This window comes from Kribbella solani (assembly GCF_014205295.1).
Taxonomy (GTDB): Bacteria; Actinomycetota; Actinomycetes; order Propionibacteriales; family Kribbellaceae; genus Kribbella; species Kribbella solani.
The window spans coordinates 5,796,575-5,821,548 of the sequence record NZ_JACHNF010000001.1 but is presented as its reverse complement, the minus strand read 5'-3'; the positions used below and the strand labels follow the sequence as shown (position 1 = coordinate 5,821,548).

The 24,974-nt window shown below is 68.8% G+C and carries 27 protein-coding genes; 8 read left to right on the top strand and 19 right to left on the bottom strand.

All coding sequences use genetic code 11. The annotated features are described in order from the left end of the window. Nucleotides 1–3 precede the first annotated feature (3 nt). From HDA44_RS26745 to HDA44_RS26705, 9 genes are read right to left on the bottom strand one after another with little or no spacing between them, the layout of a single operon-like run. Nucleotides 4–378 carry a DUF4913 domain-containing protein gene (locus HDA44_RS26745; protein ID WP_184839006.1) on the bottom strand — a complete coding sequence of 125 codons (375 nt, stop codon included), beginning with the start codon at nt 376–378 and terminating at the stop codon, nt 4–6. Further along, complete coding sequence (locus tag HDA44_RS26740; protein WP_184839004.1) at nt 368–2,209, bottom strand: type IV secretory system conjugative DNA transfer family protein; 1,842 nt, start codon at nt 2,207–2,209, stop codon at nt 368–370. Before HDA44_RS26740 ends, HDA44_RS26745 begins: the two co-directional genes overlap by 11 nt. Then, nucleotides 2,209–3,822 (bottom strand): ATP/GTP-binding protein, encoded by a 1,614-nt coding sequence (locus HDA44_RS26735; protein ID WP_337906449.1) that lies wholly within the window; start codon nt 3,820–3,822, stop codon nt 2,209–2,211. The genes HDA44_RS26740 and HDA44_RS26735 overlap by 1 nt, the downstream gene beginning before the upstream one ends. Before the next feature lie 58 nt (nt 3,823–3,880). Continuing rightward, complete coding sequence (locus HDA44_RS26730; protein ID WP_184839002.1) at nt 3,881–5,389, bottom strand: SCO6880 family protein; 1,509 nt, start codon at nt 5,387–5,389, stop codon at nt 3,881–3,883. Continuing rightward, complete coding sequence (locus tag HDA44_RS26725) at nt 5,376–6,950, bottom strand: TrbL/VirB6 family protein (protein ID WP_184839000.1); 1,575 nt, start codon at nt 6,948–6,950, stop codon at nt 5,376–5,378. The genes HDA44_RS26730 and HDA44_RS26725 overlap by 14 nt, the downstream gene beginning before the upstream one ends. Nucleotide 6,951: 1 nt before the next feature. Further along, the gene (locus HDA44_RS26720) at nt 6,952–7,854 is read right to left on the bottom strand and encodes a TrbL/VirB6 family protein (protein ID WP_184838998.1); all 903 of its coding nucleotides are present in this window, start codon (nt 7,852–7,854) and stop codon (nt 6,952–6,954) included. After that, nucleotides 7,851–8,717, bottom strand: coding sequence for a DUF8175 domain-containg protein (locus tag HDA44_RS26715; RefSeq protein WP_184838995.1), 867 nt, complete (start codon nt 8,715–8,717; stop codon nt 7,851–7,853). Before HDA44_RS26715 ends, HDA44_RS26720 begins: the two co-directional genes overlap by 4 nt. Before the next feature lie 43 nt (nt 8,718–8,760). Then, nucleotides 8,761–9,039, bottom strand: a complete 279-nt coding sequence (locus HDA44_RS26710; RefSeq protein WP_319041080.1) for a TrbC/VirB2 family protein — start codon at nt 9,037–9,039, stop codon at nt 8,761–8,763. A 30-nt stretch (nt 9,040–9,069) separates the two neighbouring features. Then, nucleotides 9,070–9,690, bottom strand: coding sequence for a DUF6668 family protein (locus tag HDA44_RS26705; protein WP_184838991.1), 621 nt, complete (start codon nt 9,688–9,690; stop codon nt 9,070–9,072). Between the two features lie 248 nt (nt 9,691–9,938). On the opposite strand from HDA44_RS26705, the gene HDA44_RS26700 reads away from it, so the two are divergent. Continuing rightward, nucleotides 9,939–11,369: a hypothetical protein gene (locus tag HDA44_RS26700; protein ID WP_184838989.1), complete on the top strand. Its 1,431-nt coding sequence runs from the start codon at nt 9,939–9,941 to the stop codon at nt 11,367–11,369. Between the two features lie 236 nt (nt 11,370–11,605). Continuing rightward, nucleotides 11,606–11,812 carry a hypothetical protein gene (locus tag HDA44_RS26695; RefSeq protein WP_184838987.1) on the top strand — a complete coding sequence of 69 codons (207 nt, stop codon included), beginning with the start codon at nt 11,606–11,608 and terminating at the stop codon, nt 11,810–11,812. A 1,067-nt stretch (nt 11,813–12,879) separates the two neighbouring features. Here the strand turns inward: HDA44_RS26695 and rplI are convergent. The 6 genes from rplI to HDA44_RS26665 form a co-directional block, all read right to left on the bottom strand. Beyond that, entirely contained in the window at nt 12,880–13,326 is a 447-nt protein-coding gene (rplI, locus tag HDA44_RS26690) for a 50S ribosomal protein L9 (protein WP_184838985.1), read from the bottom strand. 14 nt (nt 13,327–13,340) lie between these two features. Then, entirely contained in the window at nt 13,341–13,574 is a 234-nt protein-coding gene (gene rpsR, locus HDA44_RS26685; RefSeq protein ID WP_012924539.1) for a 30S ribosomal protein S18, read from the bottom strand. Between the two features lie 72 nt (nt 13,575–13,646). Then, nucleotides 13,647–14,219, bottom strand: coding sequence for a single-stranded DNA-binding protein (locus tag HDA44_RS26680; RefSeq protein WP_184838983.1), 573 nt, complete (start codon nt 14,217–14,219; stop codon nt 13,647–13,649). 113 nt (nt 14,220–14,332) lie between these two features. Continuing rightward, complete coding sequence (gene rpsF, locus HDA44_RS26675; protein ID WP_130386399.1) at nt 14,333–14,623, bottom strand: 30S ribosomal protein S6; 291 nt, start codon at nt 14,621–14,623, stop codon at nt 14,333–14,335. A gap of 210 nt (nt 14,624–14,833) precedes the next feature. Then, nucleotides 14,834–15,358, bottom strand: coding sequence for a DUF4241 domain-containing protein (locus tag HDA44_RS26670; protein WP_184844930.1), 525 nt, complete (start codon nt 15,356–15,358; stop codon nt 14,834–14,836). 7 nt (nt 15,359–15,365) lie between these two features. Beyond that, nucleotides 15,366–16,586 (bottom strand): MFS transporter, encoded by a 1,221-nt coding sequence (locus tag HDA44_RS26665; protein WP_184838981.1) that lies wholly within the window; start codon nt 16,584–16,586, stop codon nt 15,366–15,368. A 94-nt stretch (nt 16,587–16,680) separates the two neighbouring features. On the opposite strand from HDA44_RS26665, the gene HDA44_RS26660 reads away from it, so the two are divergent. Next, entirely contained in the window at nt 16,681–17,190 is a 510-nt protein-coding gene (locus HDA44_RS26660) for an Lrp/AsnC family transcriptional regulator (RefSeq protein ID WP_184838979.1), read from the top strand. A 102-nt stretch (nt 17,191–17,292) separates the two neighbouring features. Next, nucleotides 17,293–18,099 carry a deoxyribonuclease IV gene (locus tag HDA44_RS26655; protein ID WP_184838977.1) on the top strand — a complete coding sequence of 269 codons (807 nt, stop codon included), beginning with the start codon at nt 17,293–17,295 and terminating at the stop codon, nt 18,097–18,099. On the opposite strand, the gene HDA44_RS26650 is transcribed toward HDA44_RS26655, so the two are convergent. Further along, nucleotides 18,089–18,634, bottom strand: coding sequence for a hypothetical protein (locus HDA44_RS26650; protein ID WP_184838975.1), 546 nt, complete (start codon nt 18,632–18,634; stop codon nt 18,089–18,091). The genes HDA44_RS26655 and HDA44_RS26650 overlap by 11 nt on opposite strands. A gap of 28 nt (nt 18,635–18,662) precedes the next feature. Here HDA44_RS26650 and HDA44_RS26645 point away from each other — a divergent pair, with 28 nt between their 5' ends. Further along, entirely contained in the window at nt 18,663–19,196 is a 534-nt protein-coding gene (locus HDA44_RS26645) for an NUDIX hydrolase (RefSeq protein ID WP_184838974.1), read from the top strand. Here HDA44_RS26645 and HDA44_RS26640 read toward each other — a convergent pair. The 3 genes from HDA44_RS26640 to HDA44_RS26630 form a co-directional block, all read right to left on the bottom strand. After that, a complete protein-coding gene (locus HDA44_RS26640; RefSeq protein WP_184838971.1) occupies nt 19,165–20,373 on the bottom strand; it encodes an MFS transporter in 1,209 nt (402 codons plus the stop codon). The genes HDA44_RS26645 and HDA44_RS26640 overlap by 32 nt on opposite strands. A gap of 184 nt (nt 20,374–20,557) precedes the next feature. Further along, nucleotides 20,558–21,274, bottom strand: coding sequence for an SDR family NAD(P)-dependent oxidoreductase (locus tag HDA44_RS26635; protein ID WP_184838969.1), 717 nt, complete (start codon nt 21,272–21,274; stop codon nt 20,558–20,560). Beyond that, a complete protein-coding gene (locus HDA44_RS26630; RefSeq protein ID WP_184838967.1) occupies nt 21,274–21,840 on the bottom strand; it encodes a TetR/AcrR family transcriptional regulator in 567 nt (188 codons plus the stop codon). The genes HDA44_RS26635 and HDA44_RS26630 overlap by 1 nt, the downstream gene beginning before the upstream one ends. 221 nt (nt 21,841–22,061) lie before the next feature. Here HDA44_RS26630 and HDA44_RS26625 point away from each other — a divergent pair, with 221 nt between their 5' ends. Genes HDA44_RS26625 through HDA44_RS26615 form a run of 3 tightly spaced genes read left to right on the top strand, consistent with a single transcriptional unit; the run spans nt 22,062 to nt 24,969 of the window. Next, nucleotides 22,062–23,192: a peptidoglycan bridge formation glycyltransferase FemA/FemB family protein gene (locus HDA44_RS26625; RefSeq protein ID WP_184838964.1), complete on the top strand. Its 1,131-nt coding sequence runs from the start codon at nt 22,062–22,064 to the stop codon at nt 23,190–23,192. Between the two features lie 4 nt (nt 23,193–23,196). Next, a complete protein-coding gene (locus tag HDA44_RS26620) occupies nt 23,197–24,198 on the top strand; it encodes an alanine racemase (RefSeq protein WP_184838962.1) in 1,002 nt (333 codons plus the stop codon). Nucleotides 24,199–24,246: 48 nt separating this feature from the next. Beyond that, complete coding sequence (locus HDA44_RS26615; RefSeq protein WP_184838959.1) at nt 24,247–24,969, top strand: methyltransferase domain-containing protein; 723 nt, start codon at nt 24,247–24,249, stop codon at nt 24,967–24,969. Nucleotides 24,970–24,974: the final 5 nt, after the last annotated feature.

Here is a 24,974-nt window from a genome sequence, read left to right as displayed (position 1 = left end):
TGGTCAGATGCCGACGCTGGGCTGGCGCTGGTCGAAGAACAGACCCGCCGGCGGCTCCTGCACCGGAAGCGGCGGGATCGGGTAGTCCGTGTGCGTGTTGTTCCGGCAGGCCGCGAACGGGCCGTCCGGGTCCAGCAGCGCCATCATGTGCGGGTCGGCGTGGTCACGCCACCAGACCGACATGCCGGTCGCCGGGTCGAGCCGCAGGTGCTCCCAGGCCCGCCAGATCGAGTCCAGCCGGCTCAGTGCCTCCGCATGCCGGTACCACTCCGGGCACCAGATGAACTGCTGCCCGAGCCGGCGCGTGTACAGGTAGATCAACCGGTCTTCGACGAACGCCGCGACGTGCGGGTAGAAGAGCTCCTGTTCACCATCCACCGCGGTTGTCTCCCTCGTTCTGCTCCCAGACCGGCCGCTCCGGGCCACGCTGCGCCGGCGGCTGTTGCTGGCTACCCGCGGACACCCACGGGTTGTTGCTGACCGGCACCTTCGACGCCGCTCCCGGATCGTACTTCGCCAGCGACGCCTTCACCGCACCGGCGTCCGGACGGGTGAACCACGGCACCGTCTTCACCAGCGTGGCCGGGATACCGGACGGGAACACGACCGCACGCCCCGGTGGCATCGCGGCCAGGTCCGAGACCTCCATGATGTTGTGCCGCTGCATCTGCTTGCTGGTACCGCGCTTGCCCTCGTTGTACGAAACCGAGTTCGAGCTGATGTCGTAGTCACCGATCATCTTGCTCAGGTTCTCCAGGAAGCTGGAGTCCGCGGCACCACCGCCGTACACGCGGATGTTCGCCGAACCCCACAGCTTCTGCATGCCGTGGTCGCCCCAGCACTCCTGGCCCTGCGCCCAGGACTGCAGGATCGTCATCAGCACGATGCCGCGGGAACCGAAGTGCGAGTACAGGTCGGGGAGGTTCTTCCACCGGCACACGTTCGCGGCCTCGTCCAGTACGCCGACCAGCGGGCTCGGCATCCGGCCCATCGGACAGCCGCGCGCGTACTGCTCGGCTGCCTCGACGACGGCGACCGTCAGCGCGGTGACCAGCGGACCGGCCGTACCGGCGCCCTCCTTGGAGAGGCTGTACAGGGTGCCGCCGTTGCGGACGAACTCGTGCGGGTTGAACTGCGGCCGGTTGTCGTTCGGCCCGTTCGGGACGACCCAGCGGGTGACCTTGCGGTTGACCAGGAACTGGGCGCTCTGCTGCGCCGTACCGTACACACCCGCGCGCTGCTTGTCCGGCGCGTTGATGACACCGGACAGGGCGTCCGCGGAGAGCTGCAGACCCGGGGTGTTGCGCAGGATGCGCTCCGGCTCGTCGTTGCGCTGGTCGGCCAGCCAGCTGTACACCTGGGTGATCGGCCGCTTCGCCACCGCGGCGGCGAGCAGCAGACCAGACAGCAGGTCCGTACCGGCGGCGTCGAAGAAGGCGTCGGTCTGGGCGGTCAGGTCACGCTGCGAGGCGACGAAGTGTTCGGCGAGCTCACGGGCCTTGGTCTCGTCGGTGATGTAGGTCAGCGGGTTCCACCACCAGGTGTTCGGCTCCTCGCAGACTTCCTGCGGGTCGAACACCCAGACCGGGCCCTTCTCCAGGCGCGGTCCGCGGGTGGCGTCGACGATGTCCCGCTTGTTCGAGGTGGCGATGACACAGCCCGGCGCGTCCAGGATCGCCGGCACGGCGCGGGACGTGGTCTTACCGGTACGCGGACCCCAGATGTCGACGTGCATGTCCTCCCAGTTGCCGAAGACATCCACATTGTCCCGGACGGTCCGGCCGATCATGATGCCCGGACCGGCATGCCCGGCGCCGAGCTGGTTCGCCTTCTCCTGCGCGCCTTCGCGGGTCAGCTTGTAGATCTCGGACCGCTTCGACATCAGGTGCGCCTGCCGGTCGACCCGGCCGATGGACTGCTGCTTCTTGCGGACCAGCATCCAGCCACCGACACCCAGACCGGCCACGACGATCAGCTCGAGCAGCAGCATCCCGGTAGCCGCGCCGGACCAGACGAGGCGGCCCTTGATCAGCTCGGCCAGCGCCATGAACGGCTGTGGCACCGGGCGGGTGTTGTTGACCGCGGCGGCGACCTTCAACGCGCCCCAGACCGACAGCATCACCAGGCCGAACAGGCCGACGCCGATGAAGACCAGGATCGACTCGGCGGACAACCCGCCCGGACCGGTGCTCTTCTTCCCTTGTGCCATTACTCGTCAACTCCCGTTCGGGCGGCCAGCCGGGTGGTCGGATCGGGCGGCGGCAACAGCGCCGGGTCGTCCAGGCTGTACTGACCGACGACCTCTTCGGTACCGTCCGGCGCGACCTCCACCTTGAGCGGCTTGCCGTCGTCGCCGGTCGTCCACAGCTTGTTGGTGTCGTTGATCTCGCGCTCGACCGAAGTGAGGCCGACGTGTACGGGGATGCCCGGCCGGCCACCGACCTTGACCAGGAAGTTGCCTCGTCCAGGTGGTGCCGTCTCCTGACCGGTGGCCGGATCCCAGGCCGGCGGGTCCTGCCAGCCGATGAGCATGTTCTGCTCCTCCTGGGACATCGGCACGACCTCGGTCAGGTTGTCCATCTCGGCCCGCGGCAGACCACCGCAGATGACCATGCCGGACCGCTCGACGAATCCCTTCGCCTTCATCCGGTCCTCCGGCGCCTCCAGCGCCAGCAGGTCGGACATGGTGTGCGAGATCATCGCCATCCCGACACCACGCTGCCGGTTCAGCCGGGTCAGCGCGTCGACGCGGTCGACCAGACCACGGCCGGCGCGCAGCACCCGCCAGAGCTCGTCCAGGATGACGAAGTAGTGCCGCCGCGGCTCCAGGCCCGCGTCGGCCAGTGCTTGCGCGACCGCGACCGCGCCGAACCCGTACGACCAGCAGGCCAGCAGCACCGCGGCCTGCAGGTTGGTCTCGGAGTCGTCGATGTTGGACACGTCGAACACGACCGGACGGTCCATCTGCATCGGGTTGTCGGTCTGCTCGGAGAAGATCTCACCGAGCCGGCCACCGCCGACCAGACCGATCAGCGAGGCCTCCAGACCTTCGGTGATCTGCCGGTACCGGTCCAGGCTGCCGCGGTCCAGCGCCACGTTGCGGACCCGGTCCGGTGCGTCCTGGACGACCTGGAGCAGGTCGCGCAGCACCGGCGTCCCTTGGAACCGCTCGTCCAGGACCTTCAGCGCCTCGTCGAGGATGGTCTCCTCGCGGTCGTTCGGCGGCTGCGAGCGCATGATCGAGATCAGCGCCGACACCATCGTCTGCCGGCGGCCGTGCGCGTCCGCCTGGATCGCCTCGCGGGCCTTGCCGGTCAGCCGCAGCGCCGCCTCCCGCGACTCGCCCGGGTCGAGTACGTTCAGGTGCCCACGCCCGCGACCGAGCTGGATCACCTGACCACCGAGCGCCTCGATCAGGTCCTTGTAGTCGGGTTTCAGGTCACCGAGCACCAGCGGCATCACGCCGTACCCGGCCAGGCCGAGCGCCATCCGCCGGGTGATGGTGGACTTGCCCAGACCTGGCTTGCCGAGCACGAACATCGACGGGTTCGAGATCAGTTTGGCCCGCATGAACCAGCTGATCGGGTCACAGCACATGGTCGCGCCGGACAGGATGTTCCGCCCGATCGGTACACCGACCATCGGGCTGCCGGTACCGGCGCCGAACGGCCACATACCGCAGACCTGCACCGTCGTACCGCGCCACTCCGCCGGTGCCTGCAGGTACGTCGAGTAGCCACCGCCCGGACCCGGCCAGCCGCGCGGCATCGGGCGCTTGCCCCGCCGGCTCGGATCGACCGGCTTCTTCTCCTTCTTGCTCACCGTGCCTCCCCAGAAGTCACTGAGCGAATTCGGATCACGGGGCTTGTCACAAGGCTGGTCACAGGGCTTCCCGCAGCCCGGCCGGAACGGCCAGGTGGCTCTGCAGTACGACACCCAGCGGCAACGCGGCCACGAACGCGGAGTCCTGCGAACCGTACGACTGCCGGAGCAGAACTCGCGCCGTGGCGCCGAGGTTGTCGATGGCAGCAATCATGTCCGGAATCTGCTCGGCCGACATCACCGTGCCGGTCACGACCATGCCGAAGTTGACCAGCCCCGCGCCGCGGGCCTCTTCCTGCGCGGTCCGGTCGGCAGCGCGGGCCTCGGCCATGTTGCGTGCCGACGGCCGGCTCGACGTGGTGGCGCGGAACGACGCGTTGCGCTTGTCGGCCTCGACCATCCGGGCCGAGGTGGCAGCGTCCAGCGGGCGGTACAGCAGTGTGACGCGCTTGCGGTCGATGTCCGGGTGCGGCGCGACCAGCTGGGACAGCACCGACGAGAACACCTCACCACGCGGTGCCTGCGACATCTGCCAGGTCACCGACCAGGCAGAGTCGTGCCGGTACTTGTCCCAGAACGCCTGCGCGCCGGACGGGCCGACGTCGGTCCACTGCAGCTCCGGCGCCATGCCCTGGCTCCGGGCCTCGTCGATCAGTACGGCGGACGCGGGGTCGTACGCGATCCGGACCGCCTCACACAGCTCCTGCGCGGTGACGGGACGGGCCGCACCGGCTCCGGTGGCGTTGAGGCTCTGGGTCAGCGCGGGCAGCCGGGCGGCGAGCTCTCGGCCCATGTCGTCTTCCTTGCGGCGCTTGCCGCTGCGGTCAGTGCCCTTGAAGGTCAGCGCGACCCGGGCCGACACCAGCGCGGATCCCACCGGGTAGCTCTGCACCACCTCGGTGAGCATCGCCCGGGCGATCGCCGGCGTCCCGTCCTGCATGTTGTTGCTGACCTCGCGGCGCAGCCGGATGCCGGTGTCCGGAGCGCTCTCCACCGTCACCGATGCCGCCACCACGCCGGGCTCGTGACCGAGCGACGCGAGCCACTGGCCCCAGTGCGCGACCCAGACGTCGACCTGGTCCTCATCGACCAGCGAGGCACCGTCCGGCTCGGCGTTGATGACCACCGTGAAGTGCCGGGTGCTGGGGTAGTACAGCAGCGCGAACGGGCGCCCGTACGAGTCCTGGTACTCGCTCAGCTGGGAGGCGGCGGCCAGACCTGGAAGCTGGAACTTGCCCCAGGGGGTCCGGCCGAGCGGTCCGGAGCGGTAGTTGTTGTGCTTCGCCATCTTTGCCCGTTGCCATCCAATGCTGGTCGAGAGCCGCTGCAGCGCGGACTGTCCGTGCTTGTCCTTGGTCATCAGCATCAGCAGCAGGATCGCGACGATGAAGATGGTCACGATCGCCGCGATCAGCCCGGCCGCCATCATCATGATGATGGTCATCACCAGGCCGCCCATCATCAGCATGGTGCCGAGCGTTCCCAGGCCGGCGATGCCCGCGGAGGCGGGCTGGCGCCAGTTGCCGTAGGTGCGAGGTGCGCGTCGTACGTTGTCAGCCGCTGCCACTTGGTCCGTCCGGTGGTGGTGGAGGTGGTTGGTTGTCGTTGAATCTCTGGTTGTCGCGACCACGGTCGCGGACCTCGTCGGCGCTGCCGGTCGGGCCCTGGCTACCGCCACCCGGGCCGCCGCTTTCGGAGCCGGCGTCCATGGCGTTGTTGTCGGCGCCCTCGGACGCCGCCGTCCGGCCGGCCTTCTGGAGGCCCTTCTCGACGGCCACGAAGGCAGCGACCGGAGCGGCTACCGCGGCTGCCGGGCCGGCCGCCGCGGCACCGGCGCCCGCACCACCCGCACCCGCACCCGCGCCGGCGGCCGCGCCTTCGCCACCCGCGGCGGCACCGGCACCTTCACCACCGGCCGCGGCTTCACCGCCACCGGCGCCAGTGGCTTCACCACCGCCACCACCGCCACCACCGCCGCCTCCACCTCCGCCGCCTCCGCCGCCACCGCCGCCGCCCTGGGACTGTTGCGGCGCGCGGCCGACGTTCTGGGCGCCGTCCGGCCCGCCACCGTCGTCGCCACCCTCCTGGCCGGCCTTGTTGGCCATGTCGCCCATCTTGCTCACCAGCGGACCGGCCATCTGCGCCGCGATCATGCCGGCCCCGGCACCGCCGGCGGTGGCCGCCACCATCGGCACGATGAACCGCATCAGCGCCGGCAACGCGAACAACGCCAGCACCAGCATGGTCAGACCGGTGACCATGTTCATCAGCTGATTGCCGACCTTCGAGGGATCGGAGAGGTCGAAGGACAGGTCACCGTTGTTGGTGGTCAGCCGGATCGCGGTGGCGTACACGATCGCGGCCACCGGTTTGTACAGGATGAACGCGAAGATCCAGGAGAGTATTCGCTTGAACCAGCTTCGGCCCATCTCGGTGTTCGTCGCCGCGGCCGCGATCGGCAGTACGCCGAGCAGCAGGATCAGCATCGCGCTGCGGACCACCATCAGCACGATCTGGATCACCCCGGCGACGATGCAGAGGATGCCGATCGTGAGCATGATCCCGATCCCGATCGGTGAGCCCGCGATCGCGGCCACCGCGGCGAAGCCGAGCAGGGTCGTCATCACCTTGCCGAACTGCGTCGCGCCGCCCGCGCCGATCCCGCAGGTCCAGCCGTTACCGGACGTCGTCAGCGCCGTGGTGACCAGGCAGTCGGAGAACTTGTCACCGGCCGCGATCAGCGCCTGCGCGACCGCGATGGTGAAGGCCGACGCGATCGCGAGCGTGATCAGCGACCGGAGGATGTCGCGAGCCGCTTCACCACGATGACTCCAGGCCATCTGGATACCGGCGACCAGCAGGCCGATCATGGCGACGAAACCGACGATGAAGCTGGTGTGCTCCCAGATCCAGGCCACCGAACCGGTCTTGGTGTCGTCGGCACCCGCGACGGCCGGCGTCGGCACGTAGATCCAGAACGTCGCGATCGTGCTCATGATCGTCCCGACCGCCGTGCCGACAGCGTCGAGGATCGGCTGGAAGATCAATTGGATCACCTTCGCGACAAAGGGAGCGAGCACTTCCGAGATGTACTTGAAGAGCGTCGAGACCCAGCTGAGCGGAATCATGTCAGGATGTCCTTGGCGAGACGAACCGGAGCAGGGCCGGCAGCGCGACGACTGCCATGATCATCATCGTGATACCCATGACGATCTTGAGGGTCTGCGAGGTACCGTCCGGCGCCGTCCCGCCGGCCGGGTCCGGCGGTGACATCAGATAGATCGCGGTGGCGTAGATCAGCGCCGCGACCGGTTTGTAGATGATGAATCCGGCCAGCCAGCCGATCGCCTTCTTGAACCACATCATGCCCATCTCGGTGTTCGTCGCCGCGGCGGTCAGCGGCAGTACGCCGACCAGCAGCACGAGCATCCCGTACCGGACGATCATCAGCGCCAGCTGGATGATGGCGGTGATGACCATCAGCACGCCGACGCAGATCACCAGCATGAAGCCCATCAGGTTGCCCGGATCCTTCAGCGGATCCACCATCTTCTCGGCCAGCGACTTCGCGAACGAGTGGCCGTTGGTGTTCAGCGACTGACCGATGATCCAGGCCGAGAAGTCGTCCGCGGCCGCGATCAGCGTGCCGGCGAAGAGCGCGCCGGAGAACGACACCACCACCATCGTCAGCAGCGACTTGAGGATCTCCTTCAGCGGCTCACCCCGGTGCGAGATCGCCATCTGGACCGCGCCGACGATCACCGCGATGAACGCGACCACGCCGAGGATGTAGTTGGTGTGTACCTGGATGAAGTCGACCGGGCCGCTCTGCGCGATGTCCGGCGTCTTGATGTAAACCCAGAGCAGGCCGACCGCCTTCAGCACGTCCTCGACCGCCGCCACCACGACCGCGGTGATGGCGTCGAAGATGAGCTTGAAGAAGCCGCCGAAGGCCTGGTTGACGGCCTCGCCGAGGGCCCGCTCGATGCAGCCCTTCCACTCCGTCGGGAGCCAGCAGTTGAGGGCGATCACGAGGCACCACTGAACCTGACGTAGCCGTTCAGTCCGGACAGGATGTCCGGACTCACCTGTCCGTTGAAGGAGCCGTCCTCCTGCAGCTGCACCCGCCAGTCGCCGTGCGACCACACCATGGTGATCGGCAGCGCGCCGATGCCCTTGTTCTCGAGCTCGGCGGCGATCTGGATGAGAGCGCGGCCGGGGGTGTAGTCGAGCACCTTGAAGCCCGCGAACTGCACGTTGACCTGTGCCTGCGGGGTGGCCATCTCCTGCTTGAGCCCGGCGATCGCCTTGGCCCGGCCCGGACCCGGCATCGTGCGGGTCTCGAGTACCTCGATGCCGATCTGCTGGTTGCTGACCTGACCGAGCATCACCATCGCCGCGAGCACCGCCCCGGTCGGCGAGTGCGCGAAGCAGGATCGGACGCCGGTCGACGAGGTCGTCGCCGGCCCACCGGCCGCCTGCAGCGGGATCAGGATGTCACCCTCGAACGTCCAGCTGACGGCCGGCGGCGCGAGCAGCCGCGGGATCGCCTGGTCCGGCTTCGGGTTGTTGCAGCCGCCGGTGCTGTTGTTCGGAGGTGGTGGTGGGGTCGGCCGGGACGAGTTCGAGCTGGACGGCAGCTCCGTCGGTGTGGCGGGTGGCACCGACGGCTCGCGGGTGGGCTGCCCGGAAGGTACGACCACGCTCGGCGAAGTGCTCGGCTGGGCACCCGGCTGACCTGTACGGCCCGCCAGGACCCACACCACCCCGCAGACGACGACCGCGCCGACCACGATCACCGCGGCGATGAAGCCGCGCTGTTGCCAGAAGCTTCCGTTCTCGCCGGCATCGTGGTCACCGCGGCCGGAATCGGGGTCCTTCCTGAACAGACTCACGGCCTATCAGTCTCCGGGTTCTCGAGGCGGTGCGGGGCGGGGATCAGGTCAGGGCGTTCACGAGCATCGACGCGGACCCGATCACGATGCACGCAGCGAGTACCCAGCCGAGCCGGGCCGCGTGTTCGCCACCCTCACCGCGACGCTGACCGACGGCCATCATCGCGCCGGCGATCACGATGCCGACCAGACAGATACTGAACGCGATCCAGGTCACCCAGCCGATCACCTTGTTCAGCTGAGTGCCCATGTCACCTGGCGGGGCCGTACCCGTGCCCGGGTCGTCCACGAGCGGGATCTGGCTCATTGCTTCCGAGATCACATGTGCCAACATCATTGGGGTTCAAGCCTTTCAGTACGGGGCGGGGTAGTCCGCTGGGTTTGACGCGCGAAGTGCGTAGATGGATTCAAGTACTTCGAAAACCTCGTCCGGTGTGTTGTCAGGGGTGGGAGCCTCCCCTCGGCGCCACTCCTCGATCCAGGGGATGTCCCAGACCCGGGGCACCCCGCCACCGACGATGTCGGCGAAGTCGTCCAGCACCCGCGGCAACCGGCCCGGCGCGTCCGCGATCAGCACCAGGCCGAGCACGGCGACGCCCTGGACGACACCCGAGGCCCATTCGATCGCGGCCCGCTGGGCGGCCCGCAGGCCGGACCCGTGCGTCCGGGCGACCAGGATCACCGGGGTCGGCACCGGCGGCGGCGGAATCGGCCACCGATGGGCGGCTGCCCGGGTGCCGGGCAGCAGCTGCGACATGGTGGTCTCGCCGGCACCGCCGTGCACCCCGACCCACCAAAGGGTGTCGGCGACCGGAATCGCGAACTTGGGCAGGCGCTGGTCCTCCGCGGGCGCCGGCACCCCGTGCTGCGGGGCGGACGGCCCACGCGGGGTGAGGTCCGGCTGAGGCGCGGGGCCAGGCGACGGCTGTTGCGGACCCGGAGTCTGCTCCCGTGTCCACGGATTCTGCGTCATGGCCCCTCCTCTCGCGGTGCGTCACAGGCAGTCGCCCACCGTATTCTCTCGCTTTCCAGGTGTACTTTCGTGACCCATCCACAGGCGAGGATGTTTCTACCCCCTTGTCGGGGTCAGTCGAGCCGCCGGGCTCGCGTGGTTTCTGCGTGCCCGGATTCCGTGGCATGCCTCGTGCGGTGGCCATGCTAGAACGAGGACGTCCGAGTCCGGTGAACGAGGGAGTTCTGTGGCGGGAATGAGAGGTCATCGTGGCTGAGAAGATCCCCTCCTGGCCAAAGGTCACGATTCGGCTGTACGACGACCACAACGCCGAGGTGAAGATCGCCGGGCGCAGTCACCCGGTCAATCACCACGATCCCCGCCAGGCCGCCATCCAACTGGTCAGCGAACGGGCCGCGCAACTCGGCCGCGCGGTCAAGGCGACCGCAGTCGAGGCCGACGGTGCCTCCTGGCCGCTGATCATCAACCCGGACGGCTCGGTCGAGGCGGTCGAGGCCGAGGGCGGCCGGGGGCGCGGTGGGCGCGGCGGCGGTGGGAGCAAGCCGATCTGGCCGATCATCGTGGCGGCGGTGGTAGCACTCGCGCTGATCGCCGGTACGGCGGTGTACCTGTTGGTGCTCCGTAAGCCGTCCGGTCCGCCGAAACCGAGCGTCTCCCCGACGCTGCCGTCGCTGCCCGCACCGATCGTCACGCCGGATCAGTTCGTGGCCCGTCCGGTGCCGCCGGGCTGGTCCAAGGAGGCCGGCTGGACTGTCGACATCATGCCGAACACGACACCCGCCGTTTCACCGGACGGCACCGAGGTCGCGATCCTGACCGTCGACCAGAAGCTGGCCGTGTTCGACGCCAACGGCAAGGTGCTCTGGCAGGACACGCTGCCCTCCCGCACCAGCAACCCGGTGTACACCACGATCGACTCCAAGCCGGCGCTGGTCGTCACCACCGAGGACACGCTCTATTACTGGCCCGGCCACGGCGCCCTTCCGACCGCGATCGAGCTGCCGAACTCGTCGGCGGTTCAGTTCTTCGGTACGTCACCACTCATCACCCTGGCCGCCGACGCCGGGAACAGCGTGATCTCGGGCGGTCAGCTCAAGTCCGTACAACCGAAGCGCCGTGACTCGACGGTACTGCTCGCGGAGGGCGACCGGGTGCTCTCGGCCCGGTACGGCGGCCCGCTGTACTGGGATCAGCCAGGCAAGGACCAGAAGCCGGTCAACCTGGCCGGACCGAAGGACAACAAGGGTCTGGATCACATCGTCGCGGCCAGCCCAGGACTTGTTCTGGCGCTGTGGAAAACCGGTGTCGCCGACACCGTGATCCCGGTGGTGCACTCGTCCGCGACCGGCGCGGTGGTAGCGAGTTGCAAGGCGGCGCGGATTCAGGACGCGGAACGCTGGCAATGGGTCCCGGACAACGCCCGCAAGGTCGCCGCGTGGGGCGCCTGCCTGATCAACTTCACCACCAAGACATCAGTGACGATGCCCGGCTTCCAGCCGCTCTCGATCAGCGGAACCACGGTGTACGGGATGAACGGCAGCGAGATGGTGACAACCATCCCGGGCAGCGCCGCCCACCAGATCCCCGACAACACCGCCCGCCCCTGGGGCATCGTCGGCAACCACGCAATCGTCGTCCAGGGCTCCTACCTCTACGCCCTGAACAAGGCCAGCTCATGACCGCAAAACCACCCGCCCCAACGCCCCCAGGACACCAAAACCCCCAACCACAGCAGTTCCCTACCACTGCACCCTCACCCCAACCACCACAAGCCCCTCAGACAGAGCGAGTAGCCCAGGCGGCGCAACCGGCTCAGCGTGAGCAGGCGTCTCAGGTGGTGCAACCGGCTCAGGTGGCTCCGGTGGTGCAACCGGCTCGGGTCGTGCGGGTGGCTCGGGTTTTGGTGGTTGGGGTGGTGATGGTGTTGGTGGCGCCGGCCGGGCGGGTGTTGGCGGTTGACGATCCGGGGCCGGTGAACTGGCCGACGGTGGAGAGGTCCGGGCCGGGGAACGCGGCCGACCCGGCGCCGGTCAAATGGCTCGAGGTACAGAAACCCGACGTCGGCGGCTCCAGCTCCGACCCGAAACCCACCGCCTGGCCCGAAGTCCAACGCTCCGGCTGACCAACCCCACCAGCACCGCACCCCGGACCAGACCCAGCTCCATCCGAACCCACCACACCCGCCACCACCCCGCTGCTCCCCCACCGCGCCCGCCACCACCCGCCACCACCCGCCGTACCCTGCTGCACCCCGCCACCGCACACCGCCGCCACACGGCATCCCGCCGCACCCCCGCCGCACGCCACACACCGCACCCCGCCACGCCGCACCCCCGCCGCACCCCGCGACGCCGTACCCCCGGCCGCACCCCGCGACGCCGTACCCCGCCGTGACAGGCCGCACCCCGCGCCGCACCTCCACCGCTGCACCGCACCCCGCTGCACCCTTCCGTACCCGCCGTCGAACCCTGCTGCACCCCGCGCCGTACCCCCCGGCGCTGTACCCGGCGCGGCGGCGTGATCGGTGCGGTGTGGCTGGTGGGATGTAGGTGTCCGCACGGGTCGGTTCGGGCGAACCCTCCGGTTGGAGGGGCATCCCCTTGGGTGGAGGGTTGCCCTCTCGAATTTCCACGGGGCAACCGTCCATTTGAGGGGGCAAGCCTCGACCGACAACTAGCTCGGCTAGGGCCTGGCGAAACGCAGAGGACACGCCCGGGTCGGCGCTGCAGTCTGCGGCTGTGCCCGCCGCGCCGCCGCGCCTGTCGTGCCGCGTACGTGCCCCCTGCCGTGCCGCGTACCTGCCCCATGCCGTGGCGCGTGCGTGCCCGTGCCTGCTGTGCCGCGTGCCTGCCGCGTCGCGTGCATGCCCGCGCCTGCCGCCGTGCGCCGCTTGCCGTGCGTGCCGCCGTGCCTTGACGTGCGTGCCGAGCGTGCGGCCCCACCGTGCCTGCTGCGCCTGCCGTACAGCCGGGCGTGCCGCCCCGCCGTGACTGCCGTTCCTGCTGTGCCTGCCGGGCGTACTCGGTGTACCCGGGCGTGCCGTGGCCGGTCCCGGTTGTCGGGCAGGGCGGGTGGGGTCGGGCGCGTAGGAGGACTGTGGGAGGGGCTGTGGGAGGGGCTGTGGGAGAGGCGTGGATGCACGAAGGCCCGTGCTCCCTCGGGGGCACGGGCCTTGTGGTGGGGCGGGTGTTAGTTTGCGGCTACCTCGAGGCGGACTGTGGCGGCCACCTCTGGGTGTAGCTGGACCGAGACCTGGTGCTTGCCGGTGGTCTTGATCGGCGATCCGACGGCGATCGCGCGCTTCTCGACCAGCGGGCCGCCGGCGGCCTTGATCGCGCCGGCGATGTCCGCCGGGGTGACCGAACCGAACAGGCGACCGGTGTCACCGGCCTTGACGGCCAGGGTCACGGCGAGCTGCTCGAGCTGGTTCTTGACCTCGCTCGCGTGCTCCTTGCCCTGGATCGCCCGGGCGTCGCGCGCCCGCTTGATCGTCTGGATCTGCTTCTCGGCGCCACGGGTCCAGCCGATGGCCAGGCCGCGCGGAACCAGGTAGTTGCGGCCGTAGCCGTCCTTCACCTCGACGATGTCGCCGGGAGCCCCGAGGCCCTCGACCTCCTGAGACAGGATGAGCTTCATGGTCCGTGCCTCCCTCAGCGAGCCGTGCTCGTGTACGGCAGCAGGGCCACCTCACGAGCGTTCTTGATAGCGGTAGCGACATCGCGCTGGTGCTGCACGCAGTTCCCGGTCACCCGGCGGGCGCGGATCTTGCCGCGGTCCGAGATGAACTTGCGCAGCAGCGCGGTGTCCTTGTAGTCGACGTACGTTGCCTTGTCCTTGCAGAAGCCGCAGACCTTCTTCTTCGGCTTCCGAATGATCTTGGCCATTGTGGTGCTCTCTTCCTACTTCCAGAGCCCGGCACGAATGCCGGAATGGTCACTGACGAAATTGCGGGCAGATCAGAACGGGGGCTCCTCCATCGAGCCGCCGCCCTGGCTGGCCCAGGGGTCGTTCTGCGGCGCGGACTGACCGCCACCGCCTTGCTGCGGGGTCGCCCAGGGGTCGTTCTGCGGGGCGCCACCCTGGCCGCCGCCGTAGCCTCCACCCTGGTTCTGGTTGCCACCGCCACCACCGAAGTTGCCGCCGTCACCGCCGCCGGGCCCGGAGCGCATCGCCCGGGTCACCTTCGCGGTGGCGCTGCGCAGGCTGGGACCGACCTCGTCCACGTCGATCTCGAAGACCGTGCGCTTGTTGCCGTCACGGTCGTCGTACGAACGGGATTTCAGCCGGCCCTGCACGATCACGCGCATGCCGCGCTGCAGCGACTCGGCCACGTTCTCCGCGGCCTGCCGCCAGACGGAACAACTCAGGAACAGCGACTCGCCGTCCTTCCATTCACCTGACTGCCGGTCGTACGTCCGCGGCGTCGACGCGATCCTGAAGTTCGCGACGGCGGCACCGGACGGCGTGAACCGGAGCTCAGGGTCGTCGACAAGGTTGCCGACCAGTGTGACGACGGTTTCGCCTGCCATTGCCGTTCCTCCTGCTATCGGGTGTGACTGTGTCTACAGCTATCAGTAGCGGCTGGAACCGACAGTACCGCCGTCGACCGTTGCGCTACCGATGGCTGCTGACGACCCCAGGTTCAGTGCTGGTCCGGCCGGATGACCTTGGTGCGCAGGATCGACTCGTTCAGCGTGAGCTGACGGTCGAGCTCCTTCACGACCGCCGGCTCGGCGGTCAGGTCGACGACGGCATAGATGCCTTCGGACTTCTTCTTGACGTCGTAGGCGAGCTTCCGACGACCCCAGATGTCGAGCTTCTCGACCGTGCCACCTTCCTTGCGGACGATGTTCAGGTACTGGTCGATGGACGGCTCAACGGTGCGCTCATCGAGCTCCGGGTCGAGGATCACCATGACTTCATAACGACGCATGCGCGAACTCCACCTCCTTCGGACTTGGCGGCCACGGTCTCTCCGTGGCAGGAGGGCGATGCGGGGTGCTGCACGCCGGCAATTGCCACCGGCGCCAAGCAATGAGCCCGGTCGATGGACCGGGCCACATCAAAAAGAATACCAGCGTCCGGACCCCGCCCTGACCATATCCACAGGCCAATTCCGGCCCGTACGGTCACTGGCTGCCGATCAGTCGTCACTCTCCGGACCCACTACGAGCAGGTCGATGTGCACCGCGAGAATTCGTCCGGAGGCGTCGACGGTCCGGACGATCGGATACGCACCGTCACCCCAGCCGGAGTGGGTGAGCACGATATTCTCACCCTCCGTGGCCAGCGGCAGGACGATGTTCGCGCTGCCTTCGCGGAGGTGGTCGGGCGAATCCATCAACGCGAACCAGCTGTCGTCCGCGCCGTTGTCGAACAGGTCCTCGTACCAGTCCCCCGCCGGCATCTTCGACCGCGTCGCCTCGGCGTCCGCGAAGCCGACCGTCCCGGCGTCCACGCCGACCATCCAGAACTCTTCTTCACCGAGCTCCTGCTCCGCGGTGGTCGCGGCCTCGACCCGCGCGACCTCACCGTCGGCCAGCCGCACCGATAGGAACGCTTCCCGCAGGTGGCTCCCGTCCTGCTCCTCCGACACGTCCGCGACGGTCACCTGCACTGGGTAGTCTCCCGGCGGTACGTCGACCACGGCCGCCTCGCCAAGGCTCACGAACGGGTCACTGGCCTCCAGACGGCCGCTCGGGACGCGCAGTACGCCCAGGTCGTGAACGGTGAGCGACCAGGTCCGTCCGTCGACCTGGACCGGACCGGGGCGCAGTGCGCGAAAGTACTCGGGGCTGATCACACGCCAAGGCTAGTGACACAACCAGCAAGGGCACTGCAAGTACGACCGCCACCACCGCTAGTACGGGGAATCCGCCCAGCGTGAACAGCCAGGGCGAAGCGGCCGTCGCCAGAGCGGCCACTGTCCAGATCGAAGACTCCACACGGCTCTCCAGCTCCGCTGAACCAAGCTGCGCACTCCCACCGAGGTAGCAGAGGTTCCACGCGTACCCCAGCAGGAACAGCGCCGGTGTGAAGAGCGGACCGGTCAGAGCGATCAGTAGACCCGAGACAACAAGCAGCCCGAGACCTGTACGTACGACGGGTCGTGCTCCACGTCGGTCGATCCACCAGCCGGTGACTGGCGACAGCGCGAACATCCCGAGCGTATGCGCGGACAGCATCGCCCCGAGAACTCCCAGTCCGCCACCGTGGCTGTGTACGTGGACTGGCACCGCAGTCATCAGCGCAACCATCACCAGATGACCCACCACCATCACCGCAGCCGCAAACACCGGCGTACGACGCGCGCTGCCCGTACTACTGGCCGCGGGCACTACCGGAGCCCCACGGACGACGCTGGATGCGAGCAGTGCGGCGAACACAGCAGTCAGCGCGAGCAGGAACGGTCCAGCAAACGCGGGTAGACCGACGTGAGTCGCGAACGACTGCGACGGCGCCATCAAGAACGGTCCGCCCGCGGCACCTGCCGTACTCGCCCACACCACCGTGCTCATCGCCCGAGCCCGCCGTGCGACCGGTACGGCGTCAGCCGCGGCGTACCGGGACAGGAGGCTCGCCGCATTGCCTACGCCGAGCAGGAACATGCCAACGAAGAGCAGCGCGATCGGTGCACCAACTGCCGCAACTACGGTCAGCGCACCACCAACGACACCTACGCCGTACCCGGTCCGCAATGCCTGTGCTCGGCCGAACCGTACGGTCCAGCGGCCAACCGCCATGGCGCCCACAGCGGTACCGAGTACGCCAGCGGTGTTGGGCAGACCTGCTAGCGCCGGACCGAGGTCGTCGGCGATGACGATCGCGCTGACAGCGCTGGCGGCGACCATAGCAGCGTTCATCAGGGCAGCGGCGAGTACCACGGGGATCAGCACGCCCAACACGTTAGAAAGCCTGGCGCCCGCGCAGAATGCACGATCAAAGGGATTTGCGGTTGCGGAGCGCCGGTCTCGAAGGTGTTCTGGGTACATGGCCTTTCAAGAGCGAAACCTGGACTCGACCGACTGGCAGATCCTCGCCGCGCTGCAGTCCGACGGCCGGCTGTCGTTCAACCAGCTGGGCAAGCGGGTCAACCTGTCACCGCCCGCCGTCGCCGACCGGGTCCGGCGCCTGGAGGAGGCCGGCGTGATCACCGGCTACCGCGCCGAAGTCGACGCGGCGAAGGCCGGCCAGCCGCTGTCCGCGTTCGTCCAGATGCGCTGCACGACCGGTCGTTGCCTGCTGAAGACCACGCGCGCCGAGGACTTCCCCGAGGTGCTGGAGATCCACAAGCTGAGCGGCAACTCGTGCTCGATGCTGCGGGTCCGCGTAACCTCGATGCACCACCTGGAAGGCCTCTTCGAACGGCTCGGCGAGCACGGGGAGATGAACACCCACATCGTTCTCTCGACCGAGTACGAAGGCCGTCCGGTGCAGCCGCCGGCCGAGGACGGGCGGACGGTGACCCGCTCGACCGGCTGGTCGGCCGACGCGAGCTGACGAGCGGCTGATGGGCGGCTGATGGGCAGTTGCTCGGCGGCGTCGACGGGTGGGTTGGCGGTGCGTTCGGAAAGTGTCGGTGGGCGGTTCTAGGGTGGGGTCATGACTGTGAAGCTTGGCGCGCATGTGGATCAGGACGACCCGTTGGCCGAGGCGGCCGATCGTGGGGCCGACCTGGTCCAGTTCTTCCTGGGCAACCCGCAGGACTACAAGGCGCCCAAGCTCGCGTACGCCGATGGCGAGGCCGCGTTGAAGGAGCGCGCCACCGCGGCCGACGTGGATCTGTACGTGCACGCGCCGTACCGGCTGAACGTGGCGAACACGAACAACCGGATTCGGATCCCGAGCCGCAAACTGCTGCAGCAGACGCTGGACAAGGCGGCCGAGATCGACGTCAAGGGCGTGATCGTGCACGGCGGTCACGTCGGCGACGAGGACGACCCGGAGGCGGGGTTCGACAACTGGCGCAAGTGCATCGAGCGGGCCGAGCTGCCGGTGCCGCTGCTGATCGAGAACACTGCCGGCGGGGAGAACGCGATGGCCCGGCAGCTGGAGCGGATCGAGCGGCTGTGGGAGGCCGTGCAGGCGTCCGGCAACGACCGCCTGGAGAACGTCGGGTTCTGCCTCGACACCTGCCACTTCCACGCGGCCGGTGAGGAGTTGCCGAGCATCGTGGAGCGGGTGCTGGCGATCACCGGGCGGATCGACCTCGTGCACGCCAACGGGTCACGGGACGAGTTCGGCTCCGGCGCGGACCGGCACAGCAACTTCGAGGACGGGCACATCGACCCGGCCGACATCGTCGCGGTCGTGCAGGCGGCCGACGCGCCGGTCGTGGTCGAGACGCCGAACGCGAACAACGGCCAGAAGGCCGACCTCGACTACCTGCGGTCGCACCTCAAGGGGTAGGCGGCGTCTTCAGGTTGTGCAGCCAGTAGCTGAGGCCCCAGGGCAGTAGCAGGGCGAGCGCGGTGGTGTGTTCGGTGGGAATCAGTACGCCGGTGACCACCGCGAGCAGCATCACCACGGTGATGAGTTGGAAGAGATCGAACCGGCCGAACAGGCGGGTTCGAAGCGCGATCCGGTCCAGTGCGCAGGCGACGTACGCGGCGGCCACCGCGAGGACCGACAGCATCGCGACAACCGAGCCGAGCCAGGCGAGACCGTTGTACTTGCCGTCGGACTGGATGATCTCCGACAGCAGAAACACCCCGACCAGCAAGGTCAGCCAGCCGCAGGACCACAAAAACTTGGTAACCGTCCGCCGCGCCTTATCCACATCTGGAGCCTTCTCGGCATCCGTGGCCTCGCCGGAATCCGAGGCCTTGTCGGATGACGGAGCCTTGGCAGCGTCCGGCGTCTTGCTCGTGTGCGGGGTCGGCGCGGTCGCGGGTACCGGTTCCGCCGCGGGAGCCGGTTCGGGCTCGGAGTCTGACTGCGCCATGCCAGCGACGGTAGCGCAGAATGAGGCTATGCAGCCCTGGCCGGAGCACTTCCCCGAATTGTTCGCGCCCAGTCACTGGGAGTTCGCCGACCTGGACGTCCAGTTCACCGTCGAGGAGCCACCCGACGAGCTGATCAGCAACGTCCACGTGGTCTGCCGCACCCCAGGCGGAATCGTTGTCTGCGGCAACGACCTGGGCTGGCGTTTCCTCCCCGGCGGGACCCGCGAACCAGCCGAGACGATCGAGCAACTGGTCCAGCGCGAACTGCTGGAGGAAGCCGGTGCCCGCCTGACGGGCCCGATGACCTGGCTGGGCGCCCACCGCGCCGACCACCGCCGCCCCGAGCCGTACCGTCCGCACCTGCCATACCCAAGGTCGTACTGGGCGTACGTTGTCGCGGATGTCGTGATCGAGCAGCAGCCGACCAATCCTCCGGACGGTGAGCAGGTTACTGAGGTGTTGGTACTTCCGGTGGAGGAGGCGGCCGACTGGCTGAACGGGCAGGCTGGTGGGGTGATGGGGCCGGTGGTCAGGCTGGCTCGGGGAGTTGGGTTGGTTTAGGGGTGCGCCATGGGAGTAGGGCGGTGCTGAGGGTGCAGCAGATGGCTGCCGTCCAGAGGGCGCCGCGGGTGCCGAAGGCGGTTGCCAGTACGCCGCCCAGGGCCATGAAGGCGGGTTGTACACAGCGGGAGCTGATGGACCACGAGCCCAGGACGCGGGCCATGTAGCCGTCCTCGGTGACTTCCATGCGGTACGTCACGAAGGACGGGTTGAATGCGCCGGCGCCAACGAGCAGCGCGGTCTCTGCCGCGGTGAGTAGCACGAAGCCGGCCATGCCGTGCGGTGCGAGTGGGAACAGCAGGAGCCAGGGTGCTCGTGCTACGCCGAACACCAGCAGCATCCACCGCAGCCCGTACCGCTTGGTCAGCCGTGGTGCCAGGCGTGCACCGGCTACCCCGCCGATGCAGGAGACGCCGAGCATCACCCCGTAGCTCCACGGCTTCAGGCCAAGGTCGCGCAGCATGAAGACCGCGAGCAACGGCGACGTCATCATCACCGGTCCGCCGAACAGCTGTGAGTTCCAGAACAGTACGCGTAGCCCTCGGTGCCGGAAGATGTACCGCCAGCCGGCTGTGACGTCGGCCCTGCCCGCGCGCTTCACCGGCTCCGGCTCGGGTGTCTGGATGCGCCGGATGCCGAGCGCGGAGCCGAGGAACGAAACCGCGTCAACCGCCAGCGTGACGGTAGCGCCGACCAGACTGACCAGCGCGCCACCAACCGCCGGGCCGATGCTCAGCGAGACCCAGTTCGTTTGCTCGAACCGGCTGTTCGCCTCGGCCCGCCCCGCGGCTGGTACCAGCGCCTTGAGATGCGCACCGCTGGCCGCTTGGAAGGCGATCGTTCCGGCTGCCTGAAGTACGCCGGCGACGCACAAGTGCGTGTACGTGAGCACGCCGAACGCCCCGGCGATCGGAACCGTGACGAGCGCGCCGAACCGGACCAGGTCGGCCGCGATCATCACCGGCCGTTTCCGGCGCTGCTCGATGAAGTCGCCCATCGGTAACGCGAGCGCCGCGCCGGCCACCGCCGACAGCGCGGCCAGCATCGAGACCTGCAGGGTGCTGGAGTCGAGGAGCAGTACGGCGATCAGCGGCAACGCGCCGAGTCCGACCGCCGATCCGACCGCGCTGACCGTGAACGCGAACCACAACCGGCGGAAGTCCGGCCCCAAAGACATCCCGCGATCGTAGGCGCGAGCACGGACAGAATCCGCGCGGGTGCAGCGCGGGGTGCGGCGCGGGGTGCGGCGCGGGGTGCGGCGCGGGGTGCGGCGCTTCAGCGGAGGAGCAGTGCTGGTCCGGCGCCGGTGCAGGCGGCTGCTGCGCAGGTGCAGCGCAGGAGCAGTGTGGGTCCGGCGCGGCTCAGCGTAGGTTCAGGCCGCCGTCGAGGAGGATGACTTCGCCGGTCAGGTATTGGTTGTGGATAACTGCCGAGATCAGGTCGGCGACATCCGCGGGCTGCGCGGCCCGGCGCATCGGGCTCGTGGTTTTCCACAGATCCTGAGCTTCCGTCCACGACGCGGTCATCGGCGTGTCGACCAAACCGGGAGCAACCGCGTTGACCCGTACGTCCGGTCCGAGCGCCGCCGCCAACAGCTTGGTCACGTGATTCAGCGCAGCCTTCGACGCCGCGTACGCGACCGAACTGCCCTTCGGCCGCACGCCCGCATGACTCGTCACGTTGACGATGCATCCGCCGGACTCGCGCAGTGCGGGAAGCGCCGCCGTACACAGCAACCACGGCGCGATCAGGTTGACGTCGAGCACCTGCCGCCAGTCTGCCGCGGTCAGTCCGTCGAGCTCCGCATGCGGTACGGGCCAGCTGATGCCCGCGTTGTTCACAAGTACGTCGAGACGCCCGTGCTCGGCCAGCACGTCCGGTACCAACTGCTGAGCCGCCGCGTCGTCAGACAGATCCGCCTGGTGGTACGACCCACCAAGCGCCGCGGCCAGCGACTCGCCTGCGGCCCGGCTGGTCCGCGAGTGCACTGCGATGGCCATCCCATCCGCCGCCAGCCGCCGCGCCGTCGCAGCCCCGATCCCGGAAGCGGACCCGGTCACCAGAGCAACCTTCTTCATCAGGCTCGGTACCGAAGCCCGTCCATCAGCAGGTCCAGCAGCCGGCCGGCCTGTTCACGATCGTCGGCCGCCGCGCCACCGACCCCACTGATACTGACCAGCAGGTCACTGGCCGAGATGTCCGAGCGGATCTGGCCGACGGCCGCACCGGCGTCGAGGAGTGGTTGCACCGCACCGACCAGCAGCTCGAAGCTCTGTGCGTACGGGTTCGCGCCGGACGCACAGACCGCGCGCAACGCGTCAGCCATGCCGCGCTTCCGGGTCATGTAGTCGATGAACCGGTCCATCCAGACCCGCAGCGCCTGATCAGGTGGCAGCTCGGCCCGCAGCTCGACCGAGGCGTCGCAGACGGCGGCGAGTTCGTTCCGGTACGCGGCCTCGATCAGCGACTCGCGGGTCGGGAAGTGCCGGTAGAGGGTGCCGATGCCGACGCCGGCGTCCTTCGCGATCCCCTCCAGCGTCGCCTCCAGGCCGCACTTGGTGAACGCACGGCCGGCCGCGGCCACGATCTGGTCGCGGTTGCGCTGCGCGTCCGCCCGCAACGGACGCTCGCCGGTACTCGTCATGTCCCCTCCTCCCGGACCAACCTAGCGGACGAGGCGATAACCGGAGACTCCTCCGCTTAACCGCGAGGCGGAGGCGCCGGTCGACGGGCAGAACGGCGGCGGCGCGCCGTACGCGCTGGATCCGGAGTCGGCCACTCGGTTGTGGGAACCGGTCGCGCGGGTTTGATCAGGGAACCGGCTCGGCTACGGTTCCGTCGGCCGGGCCGGTAACCTGACCGACCGTGAGTGACTTCAGCATTCGGACCATCTCGGCCGACGAGCATGCCGCGTACATCGCGGCGCAGCCGGCGGCGAGCTTCCTGCAGACGCCCGGCTGGGCCGCGGTGAAGAGTGAGTGGAAGGCGGAGTCACTCGGCTGGTACGACCCGGCGAACCCGGCCGTGCTGGTCGGTGCCGGTCTGGTCCTGTATCGGCAGATGCCGAAGGTGAAGCGCTACCTGGCGTATCTCCCGGAGGGCCCGGTGATCGACTGGGACGCGATCGATCTCGGTCAGTACCTGCGGCCGCTGGCCGGGCACCTGTCCGAGGCCGGCGCGTTCGGGATCCGGATGGGTCCGCCGGTGGCGACCCGGCGCTGGACCGCGAAGACGATCAAGGACGCGATCGCCGGTGGTCAGCAGCCACGGCTCGGCGACGTCCGGCCGGATGTGATCGAGCCGTCCGGCGCGACCGTCGCGGACCAGCTGCGCAAGCTCGGCTGGAAGCCGCCGCGGCTCGCCGAAGGGTTCGCGGCCGGGCAGCCGCAGTACGTCTTCCAGGTCCCGCTGGCCGGCCGTAGCCAGGACGACCTGCTGAAGGGCATGAACCAGCTCTGGCGGCGGAACATCAAGAAGGCCGACAAGGCCGGTGTCGAGGTCAGCCAGGGCGGGCCGGAGGACATCAAGGCCTTCCACCAGCTGTACGTCGAGACCGCGCAGCGCGATCACTTCACGCCGCGGCCGCTGCCGTACTTCGAGAAGATGTACGCGGCGATGGCCAATCAGCCGGCCGGCTGCTGCGACTTCCGGATCTACAACGCCCATCACGAGGGCGACCTGGTCGCGTCGACGATCTGGGTCCGGGTCGGCGGTCACTCCTGGTACTCCTACGGTGCCAGCTCGACCGCCAAGCGGGACGTCCGCGGATCGAACGCGATCCAGTGGCGAATGATGTCGGACGCGCTCGCGGCGGGCGCGTCCGTGTACGACCTACGGGGCATCACCGACACCTTGGACCCGAACGACCCGCATGTCGGGTTGATCCAGTTCAAGACCGGTACCGGCGGCGAGGCCGTCGAGTACGTCGGTGAGTGGGATCTGCCGTTGAACAAGGCGCTGTACACCGCATTCGACCTCTACATGAGACGGCGTTGACACCATGCCCCTAGTCCTGCACGTCGATTCCGATCGTTGGCGTGACCACCTACGTTCCACGTGGAACGCCGACATCGTCCCGGTCGCCAAGGGCAACGGGTACGGGTTCGGCAATCACCGGCTGCTGGCCGAGGCCCGCGCGCTCGGCGCCCGGACGGTCGCGGTCGGTACCTATTTCGAGGTACCGGCGGAGCCGCGCGAGGACATCGTCGTCCTGTCGCCGTGGCGGCCGTTCCTGGAGGTACCGCAGAGCCGGAACGTGATCCACACGGTCAGCCGGCTGGCCGATCTGGTCTCGATTCCGGCCGGCAGCCGGGTACTGATCGAGGTGATGACGTCGATGCGCCGGCACGGGATCGGTGCCCGCGAGCTGCGGCACACGATGCTGCTGAACGCACTGGACCGGATCCGCTTCGAGGGCTGGTCACTGCACTTCCCGATGGGCGCGGGCGGCACGTCGGCGAACCTGCGGGAAGCGCAGCAGCTGGCACAGGCGGCGCTCGACGTACGCAAGAGCACGCTCTGGGTGTCGCATGTGCCGGCGCAGAAGCTGGCCGACATCGGCGACGACGTGAAGCTCCGGATGGGCACCGGGCTCTGGCTCGGCGACCGTGGCGCGCTGACGGTGCGCGCGACCGTACTGGACGTGCACTCGGTCCGGCGCGGCGAGCGGGTCGGCTACCGGCAGCGCCGGGTGAGCGGCGACGGGCACATCCTGATCGTGTCCGGCGGCACCGCGCACGGTGTCGGCCTGGAGGCGCCGACCGCGGCCGCGACCGTCCGGCAGCGCGCGATCGCGATGGCCAAGGGCAGTCTGGACGCGGCCGGGATGGCGCTGTCGCCGTTCACGATCGAGGGCAAGCAGCGCTGGTTCGCCGAGCCGCCGCACATGCAGGCGAGCATGCTGTTCCTGCCGTCCGCGGTGGCGCCGCCGGCCGTCGGCGACGAGATCGACCTGGACGTCCGGTACACCACGACGAACTTCGACAAAGTCTCGATGGACTGACCGCGCCGCTGTTGACTTCAGGTGGACCTTAAGTTTCACCGTGGAGTCATGAGTTTTCTGGAACGGATCGAGGAACAACCCGGTGCGGCGGAACTTCGCGCGGCGTCGTACCGGCTGCTGGCGCTGAAACGCGGCGCGACCTGCGTGGATGTCGGCTGCGGCGCCGGGCACGCGGTCGCGGAACTGGGCCGGAAGGGCCTGAAGGTGACCGGGGTCGACGCGGACCCGGAGGCGGTCGAGGCGGCCCGGGTCCGGGCGCCCGGGGCAATGTTTCACGTGGCACGCTCGGACGAGTTGCCGGTCGAGGACGAGTCGATGGACGGGTACCGCGCGCTGCGGCTGTTCCATCTGCTCGACGACCCGGCGCCGACCGTGGCGGAGGCGCGGCGCGTACTGCGGCCCGGCGGGCGGATCGTGGTCGGTGGGCAGGACTACGGGTTCCTGATGCTCGACGGGACGGATCAGGATCTGACCGATGTCGTGCTGCTCGGGTTGGAGTCGCGTACGGCGGCGCCGCGGGCCGCGCGTGGTCTTCGGGCGTTGCTGATCGACCACGGGTTCGGGGACGTGGAGGTGGTCGTGCATACCGAGGTCGTCACCGATCATCGGCAGCTGGCACCGCAGCTCTCGGCGGCGGCCGCGGCGGCGGTGGAGAAGGCGCTGATCACGCAGGAAGACGCGGACGGTTGGCTGGCCGACCAGGCACGGCGCGGGCGCCGGGATCGCTTTCTGGCGGCGATCCCGACGCTCCTCGTCGCGGCCAACGCTTGAGTCGC